This window comes from Rhizobium sp. 2MFCol3.1, from assembly GCF_000377565.1.
Classification (GTDB): domain Bacteria; phylum Pseudomonadota; class Alphaproteobacteria; order Rhizobiales; family Rhizobiaceae; genus Rhizobium.
In genome coordinates this window covers 1-18898 of the sequence record NZ_KB898389.1, presented here as the reverse complement: position 1 = coordinate 18898, position 18898 = coordinate 1, and the positions used below count along the sequence as shown (strand labels likewise).

The window sequence follows — 18898 nt, the reverse complement described above, 5'->3', positions numbered from 1 at the left end:
TGCGGATTTCAATGAATCGGGACAGCGATTTCAGCAAGTCGCGGACAAGCATTTCGCTAAGTCGCGGACAGCGTGCTCGATCGAGTTCCGCCAGCCTGGTTGCTGTTATGGGTGATTGATTTCGTTTATTTCGGCGCCGGTCAAGAGCGTTGGTGTTTTCCGCTTCCGCATGCTGTCGCCTTCGAGCGTTATACGGTGGGCATTGTGAACAATACGGTCCAGGATCGCGTCCGCTAGAGTTGCCTCGCCGATCATCTCATGCCATGCGGCCACAGGAAGCTGGGCCGTGATCAGAGTGGATTTCCGACGGTATCTTTCTTCAAAGATTTCCAGCAGATCGAGGCGCTGCCGATCGTTCAGGGTATGGGTTCCCCAGTCATCAAGCACCAGCAGATGAACGCGTGCAAGCTTGTCGATGAGGCGCGGAAAGCGTCCGTCCAGTCTGGCAAGCGCGAGGTCCTCAAATAACCGTGGCATGCGAACGTAAAGAACGGAGTGGTCGAGGCGGGCCGCCTGGCGTGCAAAGGCACACGCGATCCACGTCTTTCCGGTGCCCGTCTGGCCTGTCAGGATCAAGTTTTCATTTGCCTTGAGCCATGCACCCTGCGCCAGAGACAGGACGTTTCGGCGATCCAGTCCCCGGTGCGCTCCAAAATCGATGTCTTCAATGGAAGCATTGGCAAAACGGAGTTTGGCGGTGGCGAGCCGGTTTGTCAGTCTACGGTCCGTTCTGAGAGCGATCTCGCGGTCAAGCATCAACCCCAGTCGTTCGTCGAAGCTCAGATCATTTCCATGAGCCTGCTCCAGGAGCTCGCGATAGGCCGTTGCCATACCGGCCAGACCAAGCGCACTCATTTGCTCAAGTGTTGGATGTGTCAGCATCTGATGTCCTCTTATTGATAGTAGGTTTTGCCGCGGATATTGCCGTGCGGCGGGGCCGGCTTCACAGCCTCGGTCATGGCCGGAGCCTGATCGAGACCAGATCTGAGAATGTTGGCGACAGACGAATAGCTCAGCGCGTTGATCACCAGCGCCCGTTCGCAAGCCAACTCCAACCGATCGGATTGGTAGCGACGCGCCAGGGAAAGAACGCCTTGAGCAGATCGGTAGCCCTGTTCCGGGTGGGGGCGATCACTGAGGAGACGCTCGATGAACGTCGCCGTATTAACCCCGACCTTTGCTGCTTCGCTGCGCAACGAGTGGGGTGTCGTGTTTGCATAGCGCTGGTGCGCCTTAGGCATGTGTTCATTGACGGTGACGTGGCCTGAACGCTGCGAGCTCCGGATGTGACTTGCGACACGTTTGTGGTCGAAGAAGATCTCAACCGCCCGGTACGTCAGCCTGACATCGACCCGTCGTCCGATCAGCCCATGCGGTACGGAATAAAAGGTCTTGTCGACTTCGATATGGTAGTCGGGATGGACTTTTGCGGTTTTCCATTCCGAATACTCAAACGGCGTTGACGGCAAAGGTTTGAGTTGAGAGCGTTCGACTTCGTCGAACAATGCGCGGCGAGATTTTCCATATCGCCGCATGGTTCGGGTATTGAGGTCCTCGATCAAAGCGCTGATGCGGATATTAAGATCGACAAGGCTGAAGAAGCGCTCGTTGCGAAGCCTCGCTAGAACCCACCGTTCCACGATCAAGACCGTCCCTTCAGCAGACGGCTTATCGCGAGGATGTCGCGGGCGTGCCGGAACAACGGTTGTGTCGTAATGCTCGGCGAAAGCGGCGAACGTCGAATTCAGTGTGGGTTCGAACCAAAGAGCCTTGGCAACAGCCGATCTGAGGTTGTCGCAGATCGTCGTCTTCGTAACGCCACCAAAGTAACTAAAGGCCCGCTGATTGGCCTCAATCCAGTCGGGCAGCTTTTGGCTGAAGCTGGCATAGGCGAACGTCAGTTGCGACGCGCTCAGAACCGCGACATAGATCTGAGCTGCGCGGATCTCGCCAGTCGATGGATCGATGATCGGGATCGTATGGCCAGCATAGTCGCATTCCATCGCGACACCAGCAACGTGACGGCTGCGGTAGGTGGGCCTGGCTCGGCTTTCATGATCGGCAAACCGGCCGCAAAACCACGTATAGCCATAGCCATCCGGATGAGCTTCCCGATATTCCTGCCAAAGCAAATGGAGCGTGACGCCTTTGCGCTTCAGCTCGCTGGCCATCTTTGGCCAGTTTGGCTCGACGGTATCGCGTGGAGGCCGTCCCATACGCCGGAATAGTCGACGCTCGAGAACGTCGTCCTCGTCCAGGCCCGCAGGTAGAGGCCAGACCGCAAGCCCAGCTTCCCTTGCCCGCAGTAGGTACGTCGAAACCGATGTCTTGCTGATCTTCAGCCGCTCGGAAACGGCACGTATCGATAATCCCTGCTCGAAGGTAAGCCGCAGGATCGATCGGATATCCTTCACGTCAGTATGTCTCGCTTGCTTCCGCCTGGGCATCATGTCCTCGCTCAAACCACGAGGGGAATGTGCCAGATCGGCGCTCACGAAAATCGATCAAAATCCGCCGCAAGAACTGTCCGCGACTTACTGAAATCACTGTCCCGTACTTAGTGAAATCGGTGTCCGCGACTTACTGAAATGCCTGTCCGCGACTTTGTGAAACCCGCACTTTCGGAACCATTGCGCGACCTCGACGTTACAAAGTCGCAATCATAAATCTAATGGGAGATTTAATTATGGGTCGCGGAATTCTACTTTGGCTTCTCGGTGTGCCATTGCCAATCATTATTCTTCTCGCGTTATTCATGCGATAGGAGACAATCATGTCCCTTTCGCAAGCAAATGAAACCGTCCCCCTCGAGTCCTCCAAGTCCGCGATGTCGTGGGGATCTATTTTTGGTGGTGCATTTGCGGCAGTCGGCACCACGCTAATCCTATTGCTTCTCGGTTCAGGCGTTGGCCTAACTATGGTTTCGCCTTGGTCAGGCGAAAGCAGTTCCGCCGCAGCGGTTGGCGTGACGGCAGCGATCTGGCTCGTCGTGGTCCAGTGGCTTTCCTCAGCTCTCGGCGGCTATCTGACAGGCCGACTTCGCACCAAATGGGTGGCAGCCCATACTGACGAGGTCTTTTTCCGCGATACGGCTCACGGATTCATTAGCTGGGCCGTGGCGACCGTCTTTGTGGTAGGCTTTCTAACGTCATCCTTAACTTCGCTGGCCGGGGCGGGGGCAAATGCCGCCGGTGCAGCGGCAACGGTAGGGGGCGCCGCGGGGACGGCCGTCGGTTCATCTTCGCTATCCAAGACGGATCTTTCGACCTCCTACTTCACTGATGCCCTTTTGCGTCCAGAACGCGTCGCAGCGAATGCGTCGAGGGACGATGGAGCCGCATCCGCGGAAGTCTCACGTATACTCTTGAACGATGCGGCCAAAGGTGAGGTGCCAGATGGCGACAAGGCGTACATAGCTAGCATTGTCGCAGCGCGTACCGGTTTGTCGGAGGCCGACGCCCGTGCCCGCGTCGACACGGTCTTGAAACAAATCGACGACGCCAAGGTTGCAGCCCAGGCCGCCGCTGATAAGGCCCGGAAAGCCGCCGCGACAACGGCGTTGATAGGCTCTATCTCTCTCCTCATTGGCGCCTTTATTTCGAGCGCCGCTGCAGCGTTCGGTGGTAGGCAGCGCGATGAAAAAGAAGATATTTTCCTGATGGATCGAGGGCCGCTTGCATAATGAGTGGCAAAACGCCCCACCACATGGTTGGCCGTGTGGTGGCGTTCTCCTCCTCCGCGTCGCAAGCGTTGTGTGTTTCCGATGCCCGTCACCCGATCACCAACCGGCGGGCTTTTCGCGGAAATTTGGATGGAGCTATATTTAGCAGATCTCATCTGCACCTAGGCTATCTCGGTCACTCTCTGATCATCTACTTTGCGAAAATGGTTCCACCAATTCGAAATGGGGCCGACACGATCGCACCCGCTCCATTGAGTACGAGAGCACCCGTACCAGCCACGGGGTTAGGCTCACCCGTATTTTGAAGCTGGGGATAAACAGCCGCCAAGGCTGCGAAACGATCATGGTTCGTACCTTCTAGGGATGGCAGTGAGGAAATGTCAATGATCTCCAGATTGTTCTCCTTAGCAAGCATTTTGGTCCTAGGTTCAGCAATGTCAAGCGAACCGGCGGTGGCCGCCGAACCTGCTAGTCGTTTTGACAGGGATAGGGCCATATCGTCCTTTGAGGCCAGGATGACAATAGGTTGGGACAGCGGTTGCGTCGCGGCGAGTTGCTTGCGCAGCAGGTCGACGTCGATGTCGGGCGCCGCCAGAATGAGCTGGGTTACCTTCCTGAGGACATCTCGTCTCCCCATGAGACTGAGTTGGCGGATTGATTCCACCGCTAACCATGCTCCCATGCTGTGTGCCAACATCGTAGTTTTAACGTTAGATTTCCCGAGAACGGTAAGAACGGAAACCAGATCGTCGCGAGCAAACGCGGCAGAATCTCGATCGGCGACGTAACCCGTAATACTAGCTTGAGACGGCCAGTCAAAAAGAATTGGCGAACCAGTCATCCCGGAGTCGGCCGTCATCTGAGCAAGGCGATAAAGCGCCTCCTGATAGTTGTAGTTGTAGCCATGGACAAAGATGCCCGCTGCGCCCTCTGATCTAGTTTCGGCGACAAACTGGGCCTGACTGAGTTCCTCCCTGCCGACAACCGCGAAGGCTTTCGTCGGATCGGGCGTTCCTTTCGGCCACTCTATGTTGGGAGGCTTGTGCCCCGGGGGGATAGCAACCGTCACCTTTAGATAACGCAATCTGTCCGCGCGCCCAGCGGTAAACGCGTACGGAACGGTGTGAGAGGGAACCCGGACGGAGGCCACGAGGATAGTAACCGTTTTTTGCCCCGTGTGTCGGCTGACCAACGTCAACGTTTCCGGACCTGGACGTGTGCAAGACGACAATGCAAGCAATACAAACAAAATAATGATACGCATTCAGGACCTCGGTTCGAAACCGATTGGTACCTATATAGACCGCGGCTGATTGGAATAGCGCACAGCGCTATACACACCTCATTTCTCATACTGTTGCCATTCAGACACGCCACGGGCGGCATATGCATCGATCAGGAGGTGGTGAGTGACAAAGGTTTGGTGACAAGCCGAAAGCCGGGCGACCTTCCAGCTTTTTGCGCGAGGATCATCGAGGAGATCGCGGATGTAAAGTGAGGCAGATAGCCGCTAGTTCGGCGGTCATGTGGCCGTAGTCTATTTTGCTTACCGCCTGGCCATCAACGTGACGGTGAGCGCCAGTCAGCGCCTGCAGAAGGTATCGCTAACGTGTGTACGGAACCTCGACTGCCATGGGCCGTTAACGAGTAAATTTGGAGGTAACTATGACAGATATCAACCACCTCGACACCGTCTGGAATCTTGCTGAGAAGATTGGCTTTTGCATGTTAACAACCGAAACTTCGGGCGATCTTCGGGCGCGGCCGATGGCTGCGCATCCCGAGCGCTTAGAGAACGCTTTCTATTTCCTGACCGATGTGAACGCGCACAAAGATGAAGAGATTGCGCACAACCCACATGTCTGCCTGGCATTCGCCGATAGCAAGGGACACAAGTATGTGTCGATATCGGGATTGGCGGAGATTAGCAATGACCGCGAGCGCATCACCGAGCTTTGGTCAACGCCTGCCAAGGCTTGGTGGGATAGCCCAGATGATCCGGCTATTCGGGTGCTCAAAGTCACCCCATCATTTGCCGAGTACTGGAGCAGTCCTGGTACGATCGTGAGTTATATCAAGATGGCAGCAGCCGCGTTAGGAAATGCGAGGCCTGACATGGGAGACAATGAAAAAGTCGATATGTAAAGAGGTGCCTGGTACTCTGTACCTGAGCGCTATTGCCCCTACACAACCTGCTACAATCGTCTGACCGTTGGAGAAAGGCTGGTGTCTGGGACCATGTTCTGGAGGAGGTCTCAAGGGCGCTCGACGGCGATATTGTCATGATCGACAGTTCCTGTGTCCGCGTTCATCAACATGCGGCCACGGGAAAAAGGGGGATCAAGACGATGGCTGCATGGGACGTTCCCGCGGCGGCTTGACGACGAAGATCCATGCTCTTGTCGATGCAGATGGCCGTCCAATTGGCATCGACCTGACCCCAGGACAAGTGCACGACAGCAGGGTCGCCGAGCCAATGCTGAAGGATATCGGAAAGGGTGCCAATTTTGGCAGACAGGGCTTATGATACAAACGCCCTTCGAACCTTGGCAAAAACAAAACGGGCGTGGGCCAATATTCCAGCAAAGCGAAACCGCAAGGCGAGCTTTCCGTTCAGCTCATGGGTCTATAGGCAGCGAAACCTCGTCGAGCGATTCTTCAACAAGCTCCAAGCAGTTCAGAGGGATTGCCACTCGATATGACAAGGACCCCCAAAACTTCCTAGCAGCCGTAAAACTACTCGCTACCCGCATCTGGATCAGGTCGTTATGAGTCTACGCCCTATGCTTAAGGACTTGAGCGCGGGGCGTGGAGACCGACCAACGACTATAGAGTGGATAGTTCTGATCTACTCTGGTTTTCGCGCGGTTTGCTTCGCAGAGAGCTTTAACCCACAACCATCAGCGGTTATCAGACTGCGCCTAAGCTGCGGCTCAAACCCAAAAACTCGGCCACCGCTTCGCCGCTCAACCAGTTGTCGTCCACGCGTCCATAGTCATTCGCTTATGGCATATTGAACGAGGTGGCTCTGATGGAAATCGTCTTTCCATGTGGGTTGTTTTGGAGCAGCAGGCCGCCCACGACCTTCGAGTGGCCGGGAACATAGTCAAGGATCGTCTCAGCCGTTTCCAACAGTTTTGACCCCTCCAACACTTCTCCCCTTACGGCTACTTGTGACGCGGTCTGGCTCGAACCGTTTCGGACTTCAAAGAGTACCTGAAATGCATGACTGCGTTCTTCAACTCGAAGAACGCCACCTTCAAGGTCAGGGGACGTGTCGCGATCCGTCAACGCGTCCTTGCCGATCCAGATGATAACCGCAAGGACGACAACAGCAGACACAGCCCCCGTTGCCCACTCTATCCAATGAGGTTTGTTCGTTTCGATGTTTGCGGCAACAGTCGTTTTCGTCATTTTTTTGGGCTCCTACAGGATCAAGCGGGCGGCCGCAGCGCCGATCGCACCAGGAAAACTCAAGATGACGATCATCATCAATATTTCTGTAGCTCCGACGCCGTCAGTGCGGTGAAATGTCCACAGGCAAAATGCGCTGATTAATCCAGCGATGACGTAACCCGGGATAGTGAAGCGCACGAAGGCATGCCAGCTTCGCGTTCCCTCGGCAAGGTCGTGGCTCCCTCGAAATGAGAGCGTGTAAACAAATCCGTGCATGAGCGCGAGGGAAGCCACAATTATGAGGACGGCATGCCAAGGCGTCATTTTGAAGGACAGAAGGATCATCTCCTCCGTTGGCGCAACATTCAGGTTCAAGAAAAGCGCTCCAACGGCCATGAGGAACAATTCCCCTCCATAGCCGGTTTCGCGTTCGTGCACCGGATCGTCACTGTCGTTATCGTCCTGTTGGGACTGCCCACCCAATTGGCTCCGTCCAAGCATCGCGCCAATGCTAGCGGGTACGGATTGCACGGCGATCATGCCAATGATCTCGTGAGGTGTATTATCGGGCGTTATAACGCCGATCACAACGAATATCAGTCCGCTTGCGACTATACCAAGGCAGTAGGCAATGCTCGCATCCCTCGTAGCTTCGCGCCAGTTTGTGGTGTATTCGAAACCGACGCGGTCCGACAGGACGATGAGTAGTGGCAGGTTGAGGACCATGAGAATTAGCAGCCTCATTCGGTCCATGTAAAATCCTAGCTCCCACATCTCCATTGTCATCAGCATCGGTAAGGCAAAGAGAAGTGCGCCGGCAATTCCTCTTGCGATACCTGCTAGAAACTTGTCCGTGTCGAGACCTCTCGCAATTGGCGGTCGAGCCATATCTTGTTTCATGTTATCAGGTTCCACCACCCAAATGCCGATGCCGCACCGTTCAGGATCAGGGCGGCCACGGTCGACAATCGCGTCGGCCACAAAAGCGCAAGCGCCGCGGAAACCAGCGCTGTCATGGACATTAAGGTTTCCATCGTCAGTATTCCTATAGTGTCTCGATCGTGCCGATACACTGGAGACGGTGAAGCCCAGCTCGAAGATCGGCGACGAATGGCAACTTTACTCGACGGTGCTGGGCGCCGACAAGGTTGCAGATGCCGAATGGCGCCGAAAACGTTGTAATAAAGAAGTAAAGTACGCGGGCAAAGAGTGGTTGACGGATGCAATCTAGCGCGTTTGCCCACGCTGGCCACTCGACTGGGATCAAGGGTCAAACCAGCGTAGCAGAATAGTATCACTACAAGGGCGAAGCCCAGCCGCGAGAGACTAGCCCATAGACGCGAATGATGATCAAGAGCTGTTTCCCCCCAAAGATTGGGATATCGTTCAAAGCGTGCTTGAAGCCCTTGACTGCCGTCGCGATGTTTCCAACGATGAACCCGACGCCAATCGACCTCGCCGGACTCCATCAAATGGCCGAGATATCGTCCGTACCGCAAAGCTATCAATATCCAGAACGAGCTAACAACCAAATCTTACGTGCCCGTCGCCCGTTCGTACGCGCCTGGGAAACGTACGGAACAGCGCATTAGTTCGTCTTGAACGGTCTAAGGCTGCACCTCACTCATTTAATCTCAGATGAGACGAGCTCTTCGCTCCCCGTGTCCTGACCGGCACGTGTGTTCGACCTCGATATGTCTGCGCAACGCGTTGCACTGGGACCTGGCCGCACGGTGGACTAGGAAATCAACTCGCCATTACAGTGGTTGCTCGCTGACGATCGCGATTTGGCGTGACATAAGTTTCAACCACAGGCGGAACTTCATGACATCGGCCGCGTTGGGTAATCATAGGTCATTGAAATAGAGGTTAAAAAGCACATGAGCACTGTTCTTATTATCGTGATTATCTTGGTACTGCTCGGCGGAGGCGGAGGATATTACGCACATGGGCGCTACGGCGGCCGAGGCTTAGGTGGCGTACTGGGGCTGATTGTGGTGATTCTGATTGTCCTATGGTTGCTCGGCGCGCTCCACGGCGGCGCCGCTCCACCTGTCTAAGCTTCCTAGCACGATCAACAGGCCCGTGCATTGCGCACGGGTCTTTTCGGCGATGAGAAACCTATCGATTGGGCCAAAACATCGACGCCACCCGCAAGTAAGCCAATCGTCGGCTTGTCGCTGTAAGGCTAAATCTAATTCGTAGTAGGACGGCCAGCGGGGAACACTGAATTCAAAGCCGAGGCGTGCCCGCAGGTCCCTTTCTTGGCAAAAGGCCGATTGACGCTCGCCTGTCGATAGCTAAGGTCGCGCTCACCACTATAAGGCGACGTCGCCGCCCATGCGGGGAGGCGTCATCGGCGGCCGGTCGACTTTGAAGAGCATTGAGTTCTGATTTTGATAAACCGAGGCATATAATCGCGTTAGTCCGCGCCTTCGTGACAGTGTGAAGTCGCGTTTATCATCCCGAGATGGTCACCCGCTTGAAACGCACGTACGACCGGCGTAACCGCCGCTCTTCGTAGCAAAGATGACAGTGCAAGTCCCGTAGAAGCAATGGCTTAGCGCATCTGGTAGGGAAATTGTCGAAACCGCACAGATGCGTGGCCCCTATGGAATTGACATGCCATTCCCGACTATTGTCGCCGCTGGAGCCGGTTAATCGGTGACTCGGGGATGGCAATGGCAGGCATTGAATTGGCGCATATTAGGAACAGAATCTTAAGCGCCCTTCCTGACAACAGTCTGTCCGCTCTGATGCCGCATCTCACACCTGTCGAACTTCCATCGCGAAAAGTCCTGGTCGAGAACAATGAACGGCCGTTACATGCATACTTCATCGAGAGCGGACTCGCATCTATGATCGCCATGAGCGCGGATGGCGAAAGCGTGGAGGTCGGGCACATTGGCTTTGAAGGTATGTCCGCGGCTCATACCGTGCTGGGGGCTGACACGACGCCGAATAGAACCTTCATGCAAGTGGCCGGACATGGATATGCGTTGCCAACAGATTGTTTGCGCAAGATCGCCGACAGAGATGCGCTGTTCCTCGAACTGCTCCTGCGATATAATCATTACGCCGCGCTTCAACTTGCGAACTCCGCGCTAGCGAATGCCCGTTACAGCATCAACGAACGGCTATCCCGTTGGCTGCTGATGGTGCATGACAGGCTACTTAGCCACGACCTTCCGCTGACCTACGAATTTCTCGCGCTGATGCTTGGCGTGCGCCGCTCCGGCATTACTAACGAACTGCATGTGCTTGAGGGGATCCATGCCATTAGGGCGACCCGCGGAAATGTTCGCATCCTAGACCGGCAAAAACTTGAGGCAATCGCGGCAGGCAGCTACGGAACACCGGAACAGATCTACGAAGAGCTGTTCCGTAAGCCGTTGAACGCAACTATTCGGCCTCGTTGATAGCTTCGCGGAAGGGCAGCGTCAGAACCACACTCCCGTCAGCATCGTAGACCTCGATCGATCTTGAGGAGATGTCCCATCCCTCGCGGATAGCATGCGCCATAAGATCACGTGCGCTAGCAATCGCCTCAACTCTCGCGGCGCACGGATCAGCGCAGTCCGTACCCTCTAAGTCCTCGATTTTTCGTGTGTGTCCAGCCCTGCTCTTACGGCTGACGACATGAAAATAGTAGACTGGCATGGCCGTCTTCCAATCAGAATCCTAAGGCGCAGGCTCGCCCGCTGCGATGAGCCGCGCATACTCACGCTCCGGCAATCCATAACAATCGCCTGCAATTTGCATCAGCTTTTCCCGGTTTAAAATGCGGATGTTCCCTCTCGTGGCCTTGATCGCATGAACCCCTTCGGCGATGTGCAGCTGGTCAGTTACTCCCGAGCGTCGGACGCCCAGCATTAGCGCCAAGAATTCGTGCGTGAGCGGTAGATCATCGGAATCAACCCTGTCGTGGGACATCAGTAGCCATCGAGCCAAGCGCGCCGGAACGTCGTAGCGCGCGTTCGCCAGGGCCGATTGGGCCACTTGGATAGAAAGATACTGCATGTATCGAAGAAAGAGAACGCGCGCGTCTTCGCTGTTGGCAAGCGCATTATTGAAAGTCGTGACGGGAATACGAATACCTTCGCCCCCAATTTGCATGTAGGTGCTGGTTGGAGTGCGGTCCGCCTTGAGGATCACATGCCCACCGGCCATTGCTTCACGGCCCAGATGACCGACCTCCACGCTTTGCCCGCTTTCGCTATTGGCCACCACTGATGCAATTCCCGATTCAATGAAATACACGAATTCCGTGCTGCGATTCGGTTTTATGAGCGAAAACCGTACAGGCAAAGACATCCGCTCCATCTGAGGCTGCAGTAATCCGTAAGTTGCTTCAGGAAGGCGCTTGAGGAGGTGATTGGTTATTTTCAAACGATCAATCGTCATGAATGACATAACCGGTTCCTCCGCGAGCACTTCGATATCTCAACACTTAGGAACTATCAAAGTTCCCATGAGGCGGCAAAGGTGATCGATCTTAGCACTGCAGGCAACTGGCTACACGCGGCAGTCACACGAGTTGATCCGGCGGCTCAATCAATGAATGGCGGGGTATTTCAACTCCGCTTTCGCGGTGGCAGCCATTGTCGCCTTCTGACGCTGGTTTACCGAGCCCTTCGTTCAGGTGATGGTCGATGGTCGCGATGTCAGCTCCATGCGACGAGGCACGGAAATCGTAGCGCGTCGTCTTTGAGAGGGTGTCAACCTAACCGTAACCAGACCCGACGCACTCGCCTTGCGAAACTAACGAGCGATGAAAGCATTCGTCTACGGCTCGCACCCACCGCAGGACATCTTAGCGAGCTGCTAATTGACTTTTTCCGTGCCGTTTGGCGTTGTGACCTGAGTGGGACCCCCGCCATTCCCAGATGGGGTCGGGCTACGATCCATTGCTTGAGGCGGACGTCCTGTGCCATCGGGCGCGTTGTCATCGAAGGCGGCCGGTCCCGATGGCTGCGAATTGATTGGATCCTGTTTGGAGGATGTCGGTGTACTACGGTCAGTGTCCGTACTTTCGCCCCAAATTTCCACACCTCCCCATGCCAACAAAGCCAAGATCAGGCTGCAAACCAGCACTACCAAGACTGGGCGTCCAAAACTACCTTGCCTGGCCTCGGTCGCTGTTTCGATAACCTTTTCTTTTTGTCCGCTTTCGTGTGTCATAACCGATCTCCTTTGTGTTCAACCAATTAACGTCGGTCGCCACAAAAGGTTTGACACATTATAAAAGATGATTATTTGACTTCTGTATAAAATTGAGCAGTTTGGGTCTGCTGATGCGTCACAGCTTGGCGACTTAAACCGGCGCCAGACAAATGTTTGTGTCAGCTGTGCGTTGGGGGGTAAGGGTGTGGGAGCTCGACAGGCGACAGCCTGGCCGCGGAGGTCTCTGTTTGCAAGCATGAGCGGCGTTTCAGGACTGGCCAGGTGGCCTGACGATAAGGCGGGAGCCCATGCCAAGCAGTAAGTCGAGCGTCGTTCGGAAAGGTGGGTGCGTGTCGCTTGAGCGAAAAACACTCCACTCACTGGACCGGATCATTCGCGCCCTTTTCGAAGACTTGCCAGCATTTTTGTCATTATACCTTGTCGTGTCGGCACTAGGGACAATTTGATAACGCGGCTTATAGCGGCGATCTGCATCAACAGTCGGGGTTGATCGAACGAAATGAAAAAGTCACAGATGTCGAACCGAATTCTGCGATCCCTAAGTGACCAAGATTTCGCGCTTCTTGCTCCATATCTGGAAGAGGTCGAATTGCCTTCCCGTTATCCGATAGCACGACCTGACACCTTACTGGAATACGTTTATTTTCCCGAAAGCGGAATCGGCGCCGTGATGAGCGTGCTCCCTGATGGAAAGAAGGCAGAAGCTGGTATGTTCGGCAGCGAGGGATTTGTGCCGACATCAACGATTATTGGCGACACATTGGTGCCATACCTGATAGAAATGCAGGTCGCCGGCCGCGGACATCGTATACCGGTTGAAAGAATGCGGGCGGTAAATAATTCAAGCGCGACAATGCAAGTCCCTTTCATCAAGTTCATGCACGTTTTCGCCGTGCAAGTAGCTTATACCGCGCTCGCCAATGCCAAGTTTCAGGTCGAAAAGCGCCTGGCCCGCTGGATACTTATGTGCCAAGATCGGTTGACAGCGGACCAACTTGAGATCACGCATGAATATATTGCCTTCCTTCTCGGTGTACGTAGGCCGAGCGTGACAACTGCGCTCCACATCCTTGAAGGCCTCAAACTCATTCGTTCGAACCGTGGAACGATCATCGTGATCAACCGCAAAGGGCTCGAGCGATTTGCAGCTGGTTGCTATGGCCTGCCTGAGCGCGAGTTCGAGCGCTTACTGGGGGCGGGGGCGAACAACAAGCCGTAAAACATCTTGATGTGATACATTCAGTGTGCATGGAACCGCCAACACTTAGCCTTCGTTTAACCCGCTTACGGAGGAAAAAATGCTCTTCTATTTCAACGTTCGTTCACATGAGAACCTAGATATCGACGAAGAGGGGATTGACCTACCCTCGCTCGAAGAAGCGCGATGGGAAGCGACGAAATCCGCGAGAGAAATGGTTGCGGAGCTTATTTTGTATGATCAGCGTATCGACGGAATGCGATTTGAGATCACAGATGAAAAGGGAAACCTCCTTGCCACAGTTCCATTTCGCGACGTGATCAAGTTTAGCTAATCCCGCAAGCCAGCGGCGGCGACCTGATCGTGGTCCGCGGCAACCAGCCGTGCTGCTGCACCAAGGTGCGGTTCGACCGGCCTGATTTTTCCAGGCCATGATCGCAGTCATACGTTCTCGCTAGTCTATTAAGTGTTCTCCGCCGCAGCTCAGCCCCTCCTCCAGCTCCAGATTGACGACGGCATGCGGCTAATATTTTCAGAACCGAGTCGGATTTCCCCATGAACGCTGCGTGAACGATATCGTTCGGCCGTTGTCGCACCGCGCTAGAATGTTCCAATAAGGCGCCGGTATTCTTCCTCGGGCCGCCCATATGAATCACCGGCAAACTCCTCCAAACCACGTCTGTTGCGGATTGTAATCAGGCCTCTCTCCGCTCGGATGAATTTCTCTCCCTCGAGAACATGCAAAGCGGTGGTAACGCTCGGGCGCCGCACACCAAGCATCAAAGAGATAAAGTCGTGGGTGAGCGAAATCTGGTCGCCGTCGACACGATCGTGCGACATGAGAAGCCATCGGGCAAGCCGTACGTCTATCTGATAGTTGACGTTCGACAAAACCGTATAGGAAATCTGCGTGGCGAAAGTCTGGATGAACCTAGCAAGGAGGTTCGCGAAGGCCGGATAGGTCGAGATTGCCTCTAGTGTTGCATCCACCGTCATCCTATAGCCCCAGCCGGCGACCTGCATCAGCACCTCGTGGACACTCACGGCGCCGCCTACGCCCGCTGAAGTCGGCGAAAATCCCTCCCGCCCGAACATCCCGGCCTCCGCTTGATTCCCATCCGCCGAGACAGTGATAACCGAGCCGATACCGCTACACAGGAAATAGACATAATCGATTGGCCCATTTGCGCCGACAACGACAAAACCTTGCCGAAGATCGATCGCCTCGAGGTTACCAGCGATAGCGTTATATTCTGCCGTCGGCAGACTAGCCAGCAGCCGGTTGTGTGTTGTTGACGGATCAAAGGCTGACATGAGACTTCAATGATATTGGATGAGGCTGCGAGTATGGCTCGAATGCCGAAATTCGTCGGCTGTATAACATCCTCCCGTTGTTCATGTTCTTGAGTACGCTGGCGGACATTGCAACGCTGGGTCTGCCAACAGCGGACTGTTGAGACCCTGCGCTGATAGTGACTTGCCACTCCTTTCGGGACGCACCGTGCCTTCTTCAACTTGTCTCCTCAGCTTGGCGACATACACCATTGGGTGTCGGGAAATGAGCCACCGGCTCTGGAAGCTCAGGCGCTAACGGCGCGCGCACGACCGGCGGGATGAACGGTGGTCCGAACAGAACAGCGGCGGCAGCGGTCAGGACAACTGTGATTGAGTGGACAACGGACCTACCGACGGCGACTTCAACGACTTTGTAAAACGCACGTCTCCCCTCCACACCCAATCTTCCGGTCACGAGCTATTCAGCCAGCTGTCGCCACGCAAGACGTGAATTGTCGTTGCTGCGTTAATGGTCTGGCTGGAAAACGCGCACCAATCCTCGCACAATCGCCCAGCCACCAAACCAAGGTCAAAGATGAGCCAGACTTACTCAACACCACTGGCAGTGTTGACCATCTCATTGAACTTCGACGCAAGGTCTTCGACGGCGAATGGCTCGCTGATAATCGCCATATTGCTTCCAAAAAAGCTTGCTTCGGTGGCTGCGTTCTCCACACACCCTGTAGCGAAAAGGACCGGCATATTGGGCCTAAATTGGCCGGCAAACCTCTGCGAACAGCGTATGTATCTTGGACATGTGAAGCAGTTGTCGAATAACCACGGACACGACTGGCATGTCTTTCAACATCCAGACTACAACGAGGGGCGTCGGCCGAGAGACTTTGTACGGTATCGAACAAAGGAACTTTTGCCCTTTTCAAAACGTCACTGGAGTGACGAACACCAGGAGGTTCATATGAACGAGCACAACGAACCATCCCTTGCGCCCTCCACCGACACCCCAGCAATTAACCGAGACAAGGTTCGGTTCGGCCGAGGCGCGGTTTGGGTCGGCCTAGCTATCGCTTTGGCCGCTCTCGCGCTTTATATCGGTATTGGCCTTTATGGTGGGTATCACGCGGTGCGTTGACCGCGGAGATACATTGCCCGTCTATCTGGATTTCAGTGTATTTTGACAGCGATACGCGAATCCCGCGGATCGTTTCCCCGGTCCTAGGTACACCGGAAACCCTTTGATTTAAGCGCCTGAGGGATGGAGAGACTGCGATATCGGGAATCAGGGACAGCCCGGAGCTACCCATTGCGAGGCAGAGCTTACCGGCCCGAGCCGACAACGTGAGAAAGGCATTCGGGTCAACTCCATCTCTCGCGGGCCGATCTGGACGCTACTGATCCTATCTATAATGGTGCGAGAAAAGATCAGCAAGCTCGGCGAGCAAACCATGATCGGCCGCGCCGGTCAGCCGGCGGAAGTGGCAAGAGCCTATCTGATCCCAGCATCTGAGCTGTGGAGCTGCATGACCGGCGCCGCATCATGGTTAAGCACCAAGGGCACTTTCACAACAACTAACAAAGCGTGACTGGTCATTCCTCCCAGCCGAAGACGCTGCGGCCCCCGAAGCTCGCGCTGTCTCGAAATTCGCCAGCGATGAACACCTTGAGATCGGGGCCGGTGACATAGCGCTCAAGCTGGCGGGCCTGAATATCGAGGCGCTGCAGGGCGGCAAGTTCTTCTTCGCGCCCCAATCGACCCTTCGCAACGGCTGATCTCATGACGTTGATGGTTTCGTCATAGACCTTCAGCGGCACGGGAAACGGATGCCGGTCCTTGCCGCCATGGGCGATCGAAAATCGCGCGGGATCTGAAAAACGACAGGGAGCGCCGTGGACCACTTCCGCCACCATCGCAAGCGCCCGGACCGTTCGCGCTCCCACGCCTGGGACCATCAGCAACTCCTGGAAGTCGACCGGACCGCGATCCGCCGCTGCCGCCAGGCTGCCATGCAGCCGCTTCATGTTTACATCCGTCTCGCGGACATCGTGATGAGCGGGCATGATCAGGTGTGGCAGCGACAGTTGTGCCGGTTCCGGCGCAGGTACTTCCTCGACTTTGCGGGCGAGCGCGGACGCTTCCCGAACAATTCTATCCGGTCCGAGCGAAGCAAGGATATCCAGTTGTCCGCCGCGAGAACGCTCCGCGCGCTTGTCGGCGAGATTGATGATATCGCCCTGCGTTCGCCCCTCGATCGCGCTGTGCGGGGAATCGATGAAGCTTTCCAGCCCCTCGGAAAGCCAATGATACCGTCTCGCCTGGCGGCTCGCGTCGTTCATCCCCTGCTGCACGACAACCCACTTGCCGTCGTCGGCAACGATGAAGCCATGCAGGTAGAGATCAAATCCGTCCTGAACCGCAGCGCTATCGACCTTCGCCACGAGGCGACTGACATTGGCGAGCCCGATGCCATCGAGACCCACGCGATGCCCGACATCAACAAGTTCGTCCGGCGTTTTCCGCGAATGGGAGCCGCGGCCACCGCAGACATGGAGCCCAAGCTCCCTGGCCCGCGGTTTCAAACCGCGCTTTAGCGACCCCAGCACACTGGTGGTGATACCGGAAGAGTGCCAGTCCATGCCCATGACGGATCCAAACGACTGGAACCAGAACGGGTTAGATAGTCGGCGCAAAAACTCATCACGGCCATAGTGGTGGATAATCGCTTCCGCGATAAGAACGCCAAGCTTGGTCATGCGCTCCCCCAACCAAGGGGGAACTCGTCCGCTGTGAAGCGGCAAATCGGCGCTACCTGATCTCTTTGACATCGCGGTCACCTTTAGGCGCCCCAGACCAGAAACACAAGCAGAGCAGACGATAGTTCTCACTCGGCCGTAGGGGTCCGGTCAGCATCGGTAGAACTCAATTCCAAGCGTGGCGCAGGCAGGGTGGCCGGATGGAGTACCTGACTGCCTTTCTAGCAGATTGGAAGCGGGTGTTTTCAACAAAGCCCGCGCGAACTAGCGACCACGACGTGCTTGGAGAAAGTCTTGCAGATATCTTTTTTGCCGGTCGAGATCGAGTGATTGCGACTCTTGTCAGAATGGCTGAATATTCTTGCATAAGGCGGTGCCGCGGAGGCGATAAAACAGGAGCCGCTGAAGCGGCTCCTGAAACCTTTAGTTGACGGAGGACCACTGACTACGAACGTCTTCAGCACTCTTGGTCAGGTGGATGTGCTCATCGACGTGGTCGACCCAATCCAGAGGAATAAAGTGGTGTTGACCATCGTCAGAGTCCGATTTTGTCAGCTTGATGCGAGACGTGCCATCCATGTGGTCCACCGTACCAACATGCGCACCATCAGCGCCGATGACTTCCATGTGTTCCTGAACCTGTTCTGCAGCGATCATGGCGTTTTCTCCTACGTTTAGGTTGCGTAGTGGCAACGTTTACCGACTGGCTTGGTTCCCATGTCCAGCCGACGAACCAGATCGCGCGACCGCATCGTAATGGTGCATTGCCCGCGGTGAAGATGATCTGCTCGTCCGCGCGCATGCGCAGGACTTCGTGCGGCTGGATCAGCTGCCTGGAGGCAAGTTGCTTCGAGCGTGTTCGTGAGGACCCGCGCGATTGAAAACTGCGACTGACCTGGTCGATCTCGACGGTCGTCGTACCACACCTGCGCGATATGTAGTCAGCGGTTTCTGGATCGTTGATGGCGGCAAACGAGATCCAACTTGCGCTCTCGAACCACTTGCTGGACGCGTCCCTACCGCCATAGGTCTCCCGCAGTTGCGCGATCGACTGATAGATCATCGTCAGCGTGATCCCGTATTTCCGACCAGCATCGCGTGTCGTCTCCAGAACGCGCATGTAGCCCAGTCTTGCGACCTCATCGAGCAGAAACAATGCGCGCCCTTTGATCGCTCCATCCCGATTGTAGATTGCGTTGAGGAGGGAGCCGATGATGACGCGCGCGAGGCCAGAATGGGTCTCCAACGTCTTAAGGTCGATGTTGATGAAGACGTCGGTCTCGCCATCGGCCAGCGCCTCGGTGGAGAAGTTCGAGCCTGACACCAGCGCGCCGTAATTCGCATAGCTCAGCCAGTGCGTTTCCTTGATGGCATTGGCGTAGACGCCGGAGAAT

At 55.5% G+C, this 18898-nt stretch carries 21 protein-coding genes and 1 pseudogene; 10 read left to right on the top strand and 12 right to left on the bottom strand.

Annotated elements, in window-relative coordinates:
* Window positions 1-105: 105 nt before the first annotated feature.
* Both istB and istA read right to left on the bottom strand, forming a co-directional pair.
* Window positions 106-882, bottom strand: coding sequence for an IS21-like element helper ATPase IstB (gene istB, locus D460_RS0132105; RefSeq protein WP_018896424.1), 777 nt, complete (start codon window positions 880-882; stop codon window positions 106-108).
* 11 nt (window positions 883-893) lie between these two features.
* Complete coding sequence (gene istA, locus D460_RS0132100) at window positions 894-2447, bottom strand: IS21 family transposase (RefSeq protein ID WP_026282616.1); 1554 nt, start codon at window positions 2445-2447, stop codon at window positions 894-896.
* 326 nt (window positions 2448-2773) lie between these two features.
* Here istA and D460_RS0132095 point away from each other — a divergent pair, with 326 nt between their 5' ends.
* Window positions 2774-3682, top strand: coding sequence for a membrane protein (locus tag D460_RS0132095; protein ID WP_018902714.1), 909 nt, complete (start codon window positions 2774-2776; stop codon window positions 3680-3682).
* A gap of 190 nt (window positions 3683-3872) precedes the next feature.
* On the opposite strand, the gene D460_RS37045 is transcribed toward D460_RS0132095, so the two are convergent.
* On the bottom strand, window positions 3873-4946 hold the full coding sequence (locus D460_RS37045) for an alpha/beta fold hydrolase (protein ID WP_026283771.1): 1074 nt from the start codon (window positions 4944-4946) through the stop codon (window positions 3873-3875).
* A 69-nt stretch (window positions 4947-5015) separates the two neighbouring features.
* Here D460_RS37045 and D460_RS37220 point away from each other — a divergent pair, with 69 nt between their 5' ends.
* From D460_RS37220 to D460_RS34340, 3 genes and pseudogenes are all read left to right on the top strand, one after another.
* Window positions 5016-5180, top strand: coding sequence for a DJ-1/PfpI family protein (locus tag D460_RS37220; protein ID WP_348625665.1), 165 nt, complete (start codon window positions 5016-5018; stop codon window positions 5178-5180).
* A gap of 167 nt (window positions 5181-5347) precedes the next feature.
* A complete protein-coding gene (locus D460_RS0132080) occupies window positions 5348-5827 on the top strand; it encodes a pyridoxamine 5'-phosphate oxidase family protein (protein WP_018902712.1) in 480 nt (159 codons plus the stop codon).
* Window positions 5828-5845: 18 nt separating this feature from the next.
* Window positions 5846-6454, top strand: a pseudogene (locus D460_RS34340) (IS5 family transposase); the annotation flags it as partial.
* Between the two features lie 231 nt (window positions 6455-6685).
* Here D460_RS34340 and D460_RS0132075 read toward each other — a convergent pair.
* The 3 genes from D460_RS0132075 to D460_RS37145 are packed head-to-tail and all read right to left on the bottom strand — an operon-like array spanning window position 6686 to window position 8100.
* On the bottom strand, window positions 6686-7096 hold the full coding sequence (locus tag D460_RS0132075) for a hypothetical protein (RefSeq protein WP_018902711.1): 411 nt from the start codon (window positions 7094-7096) through the stop codon (window positions 6686-6688).
* Window positions 7097-7108: 12 nt separating this feature from the next.
* The gene (locus tag D460_RS0132070) at window positions 7109-7978 is read right to left on the bottom strand and encodes a TIGR02587 family membrane protein (RefSeq protein ID WP_018902710.1); all 870 of its coding nucleotides are present in this window, start codon (window positions 7976-7978) and stop codon (window positions 7109-7111) included.
* Window positions 7975-8100, bottom strand: a complete 126-nt coding sequence (locus tag D460_RS37145; RefSeq protein ID WP_018902709.1) for a hypothetical protein — start codon at window positions 8098-8100, stop codon at window positions 7975-7977. The genes D460_RS0132070 and D460_RS37145 overlap by 4 nt, the downstream gene beginning before the upstream one ends.
* 858 nt (window positions 8101-8958) lie before the next feature.
* Here D460_RS37145 and D460_RS0132065 point away from each other — a divergent pair.
* On the top strand, window positions 8959-9138 hold the full coding sequence (locus tag D460_RS0132065; protein ID WP_018902708.1) for a DUF3309 family protein: 180 nt from the start codon (window positions 8959-8961) through the stop codon (window positions 9136-9138).
* A 621-nt stretch (window positions 9139-9759) separates the two neighbouring features.
* On the top strand, window positions 9760-10497 hold the full coding sequence (locus tag D460_RS0132060; RefSeq protein WP_026283769.1) for a Crp/Fnr family transcriptional regulator: 738 nt from the start codon (window positions 9760-9762) through the stop codon (window positions 10495-10497).
* 262 nt (window positions 10498-10759) lie between these two features.
* On the opposite strand, the gene D460_RS0132050 is transcribed toward D460_RS0132060, so the two are convergent.
* Together D460_RS0132050 and D460_RS37035 are read right to left on the bottom strand one after the other, a co-directional pair.
* Window positions 10760-11491, bottom strand: a complete 732-nt coding sequence (locus D460_RS0132050) for a Crp/Fnr family transcriptional regulator (protein ID WP_018902705.1) — start codon at window positions 11489-11491, stop codon at window positions 10760-10762.
* 411 nt (window positions 11492-11902) lie between these two features.
* The gene (locus D460_RS37035; RefSeq protein ID WP_081620034.1) at window positions 11903-12259 is read right to left on the bottom strand and encodes a hypothetical protein; all 357 of its coding nucleotides are present in this window, start codon (window positions 12257-12259) and stop codon (window positions 11903-11905) included.
* A gap of 502 nt (window positions 12260-12761) precedes the next feature.
* Between D460_RS37035 and D460_RS0132045 the strand changes: the two genes are divergently transcribed.
* Window positions 12762-13481, top strand: coding sequence for a Crp/Fnr family transcriptional regulator (locus D460_RS0132045; protein WP_037112556.1), 720 nt, complete (start codon window positions 12762-12764; stop codon window positions 13479-13481).
* Between the two features lie 79 nt (window positions 13482-13560).
* Complete coding sequence (locus tag D460_RS0132040) at window positions 13561-13794, top strand: hypothetical protein (RefSeq protein ID WP_018902703.1); 234 nt, start codon at window positions 13561-13563, stop codon at window positions 13792-13794.
* Window positions 13795-14060: 266 nt separating this feature from the next.
* Here D460_RS0132040 and D460_RS0132035 read toward each other — a convergent pair whose 3' ends face one another.
* Window positions 14061-14774 (bottom strand): Crp/Fnr family transcriptional regulator, encoded by a 714-nt coding sequence (locus tag D460_RS0132035; protein WP_018902702.1) that lies wholly within the window; start codon window positions 14772-14774, stop codon window positions 14061-14063.
* Window positions 14775-15330: 556 nt separating this feature from the next.
* Here D460_RS0132035 and D460_RS36290 point away from each other — a divergent pair.
* Both D460_RS36290 and D460_RS37030 read left to right on the top strand, forming a co-directional pair.
* A complete protein-coding gene (locus D460_RS36290) occupies window positions 15331-15885 on the top strand; it encodes a hypothetical protein (protein WP_155947909.1) in 555 nt (184 codons plus the stop codon).
* Window positions 15886-16024: 139 nt separating this feature from the next.
* The gene (locus tag D460_RS37030) at window positions 16025-16336 is read left to right on the top strand and encodes an SDR family oxidoreductase (protein WP_081620033.1); all 312 of its coding nucleotides are present in this window, start codon (window positions 16025-16027) and stop codon (window positions 16334-16336) included.
* A 4-nt stretch (window positions 16337-16340) separates the two neighbouring features.
* On the opposite strand, the gene D460_RS0132020 is transcribed toward D460_RS37030, so the two are convergent.
* The 3 genes from D460_RS0132020 to D460_RS34335 all read right to left on the bottom strand — a co-directional run.
* Complete coding sequence (locus D460_RS0132020) at window positions 16341-17576, bottom strand: DUF763 domain-containing protein (protein ID WP_026283767.1); 1236 nt, start codon at window positions 17574-17576, stop codon at window positions 16341-16343.
* 351 nt (window positions 17577-17927) lie between these two features.
* Complete coding sequence (locus D460_RS0132015) at window positions 17928-18161, bottom strand: DUF2171 domain-containing protein (protein WP_026283766.1); 234 nt, start codon at window positions 18159-18161, stop codon at window positions 17928-17930.
* Window positions 18112-18898 (bottom strand): type IV secretory system conjugative DNA transfer family protein (locus D460_RS34335; protein ID WP_037112554.1); only part of this gene is annotated, 787 nt, incomplete at its 5' end. The genes D460_RS0132015 and D460_RS34335, both read right to left, overlap by 50 nt.

Excerpts from the sequence above, each read along its gene's own strand:
- istB (WP_018896424.1), bottom strand. The coding sequence starts at position 882 with ATGCTGACACATCCAACACTTGAGCAAATGAGTGCGCTTGGTCTGGCC.
- istA (WP_026282616.1), bottom strand. The coding sequence starts at position 2,447 with ATGCCCAGGCGGAAGCAAGCGAGACATACTGACGTGAAGGATATCCGA.
- D460_RS0132095 (WP_018902714.1), top strand. The coding sequence starts at position 2,774 with ATGTCCCTTTCGCAAGCAAATGAAACCGTCCCCCTCGAGTCCTCCAAG.
- D460_RS37045 (WP_026283771.1), bottom strand. The coding sequence starts at position 4,946 with ATGCGTATCATTATTTTGTTTGTATTGCTTGCATTGTCGTCTTGCACA.
- D460_RS0132080 (WP_018902712.1), top strand. The coding sequence starts at position 5,348 with ATGACAGATATCAACCACCTCGACACCGTCTGGAATCTTGCTGAGAAG.
- D460_RS0132075 (WP_018902711.1), bottom strand. The coding sequence starts at position 7,096 with ATGACGAAAACGACTGTTGCCGCAAACATCGAAACGAACAAACCTCAT.
- D460_RS0132070 (WP_018902710.1), bottom strand. The coding sequence starts at position 7,978 with ATGAAACAAGATATGGCTCGACCGCCAATTGCGAGAGGTCTCGACACG.
- D460_RS37145 (WP_018902709.1), bottom strand. The coding sequence starts at position 8,100 with ATGTCCATGACAGCGCTGGTTTCCGCGGCGCTTGCGCTTTTGTGGCCG.
- D460_RS0132065 (WP_018902708.1), top strand. The coding sequence starts at position 8,959 with ATGAGCACTGTTCTTATTATCGTGATTATCTTGGTACTGCTCGGCGGA.
- D460_RS0132060 (WP_026283769.1), top strand. The coding sequence starts at position 9,760 with ATGGCAGGCATTGAATTGGCGCATATTAGGAACAGAATCTTAAGCGCC.
- D460_RS0132050 (WP_018902705.1), bottom strand. The coding sequence starts at position 11,491 with ATGTCATTCATGACGATTGATCGTTTGAAAATAACCAATCACCTCCTC.
- D460_RS37035 (WP_081620034.1), bottom strand. The coding sequence starts at position 12,259 with ATGACACACGAAAGCGGACAAAAAGAAAAGGTTATCGAAACAGCGACC.
- D460_RS0132045 (WP_037112556.1), top strand. The coding sequence starts at position 12,762 with ATGAAAAAGTCACAGATGTCGAACCGAATTCTGCGATCCCTAAGTGAC.
- D460_RS0132040 (WP_018902703.1), top strand. The coding sequence starts at position 13,561 with ATGCTCTTCTATTTCAACGTTCGTTCACATGAGAACCTAGATATCGAC.
- D460_RS0132035 (WP_018902702.1), bottom strand. The coding sequence starts at position 14,774 with ATGTCAGCCTTTGATCCGTCAACAACACACAACCGGCTGCTGGCTAGT.
- D460_RS36290 (WP_155947909.1), top strand. The coding sequence starts at position 15,331 with ATGAGCCAGACTTACTCAACACCACTGGCAGTGTTGACCATCTCATTG.
- D460_RS0132020 (WP_026283767.1), bottom strand. The coding sequence starts at position 17,576 with ATGTCAAAGAGATCAGGTAGCGCCGATTTGCCGCTTCACAGCGGACGA.
- D460_RS0132015 (WP_026283766.1), bottom strand. The coding sequence starts at position 18,161 with ATGATCGCTGCAGAACAGGTTCAGGAACACATGGAAGTCATCGGCGCT.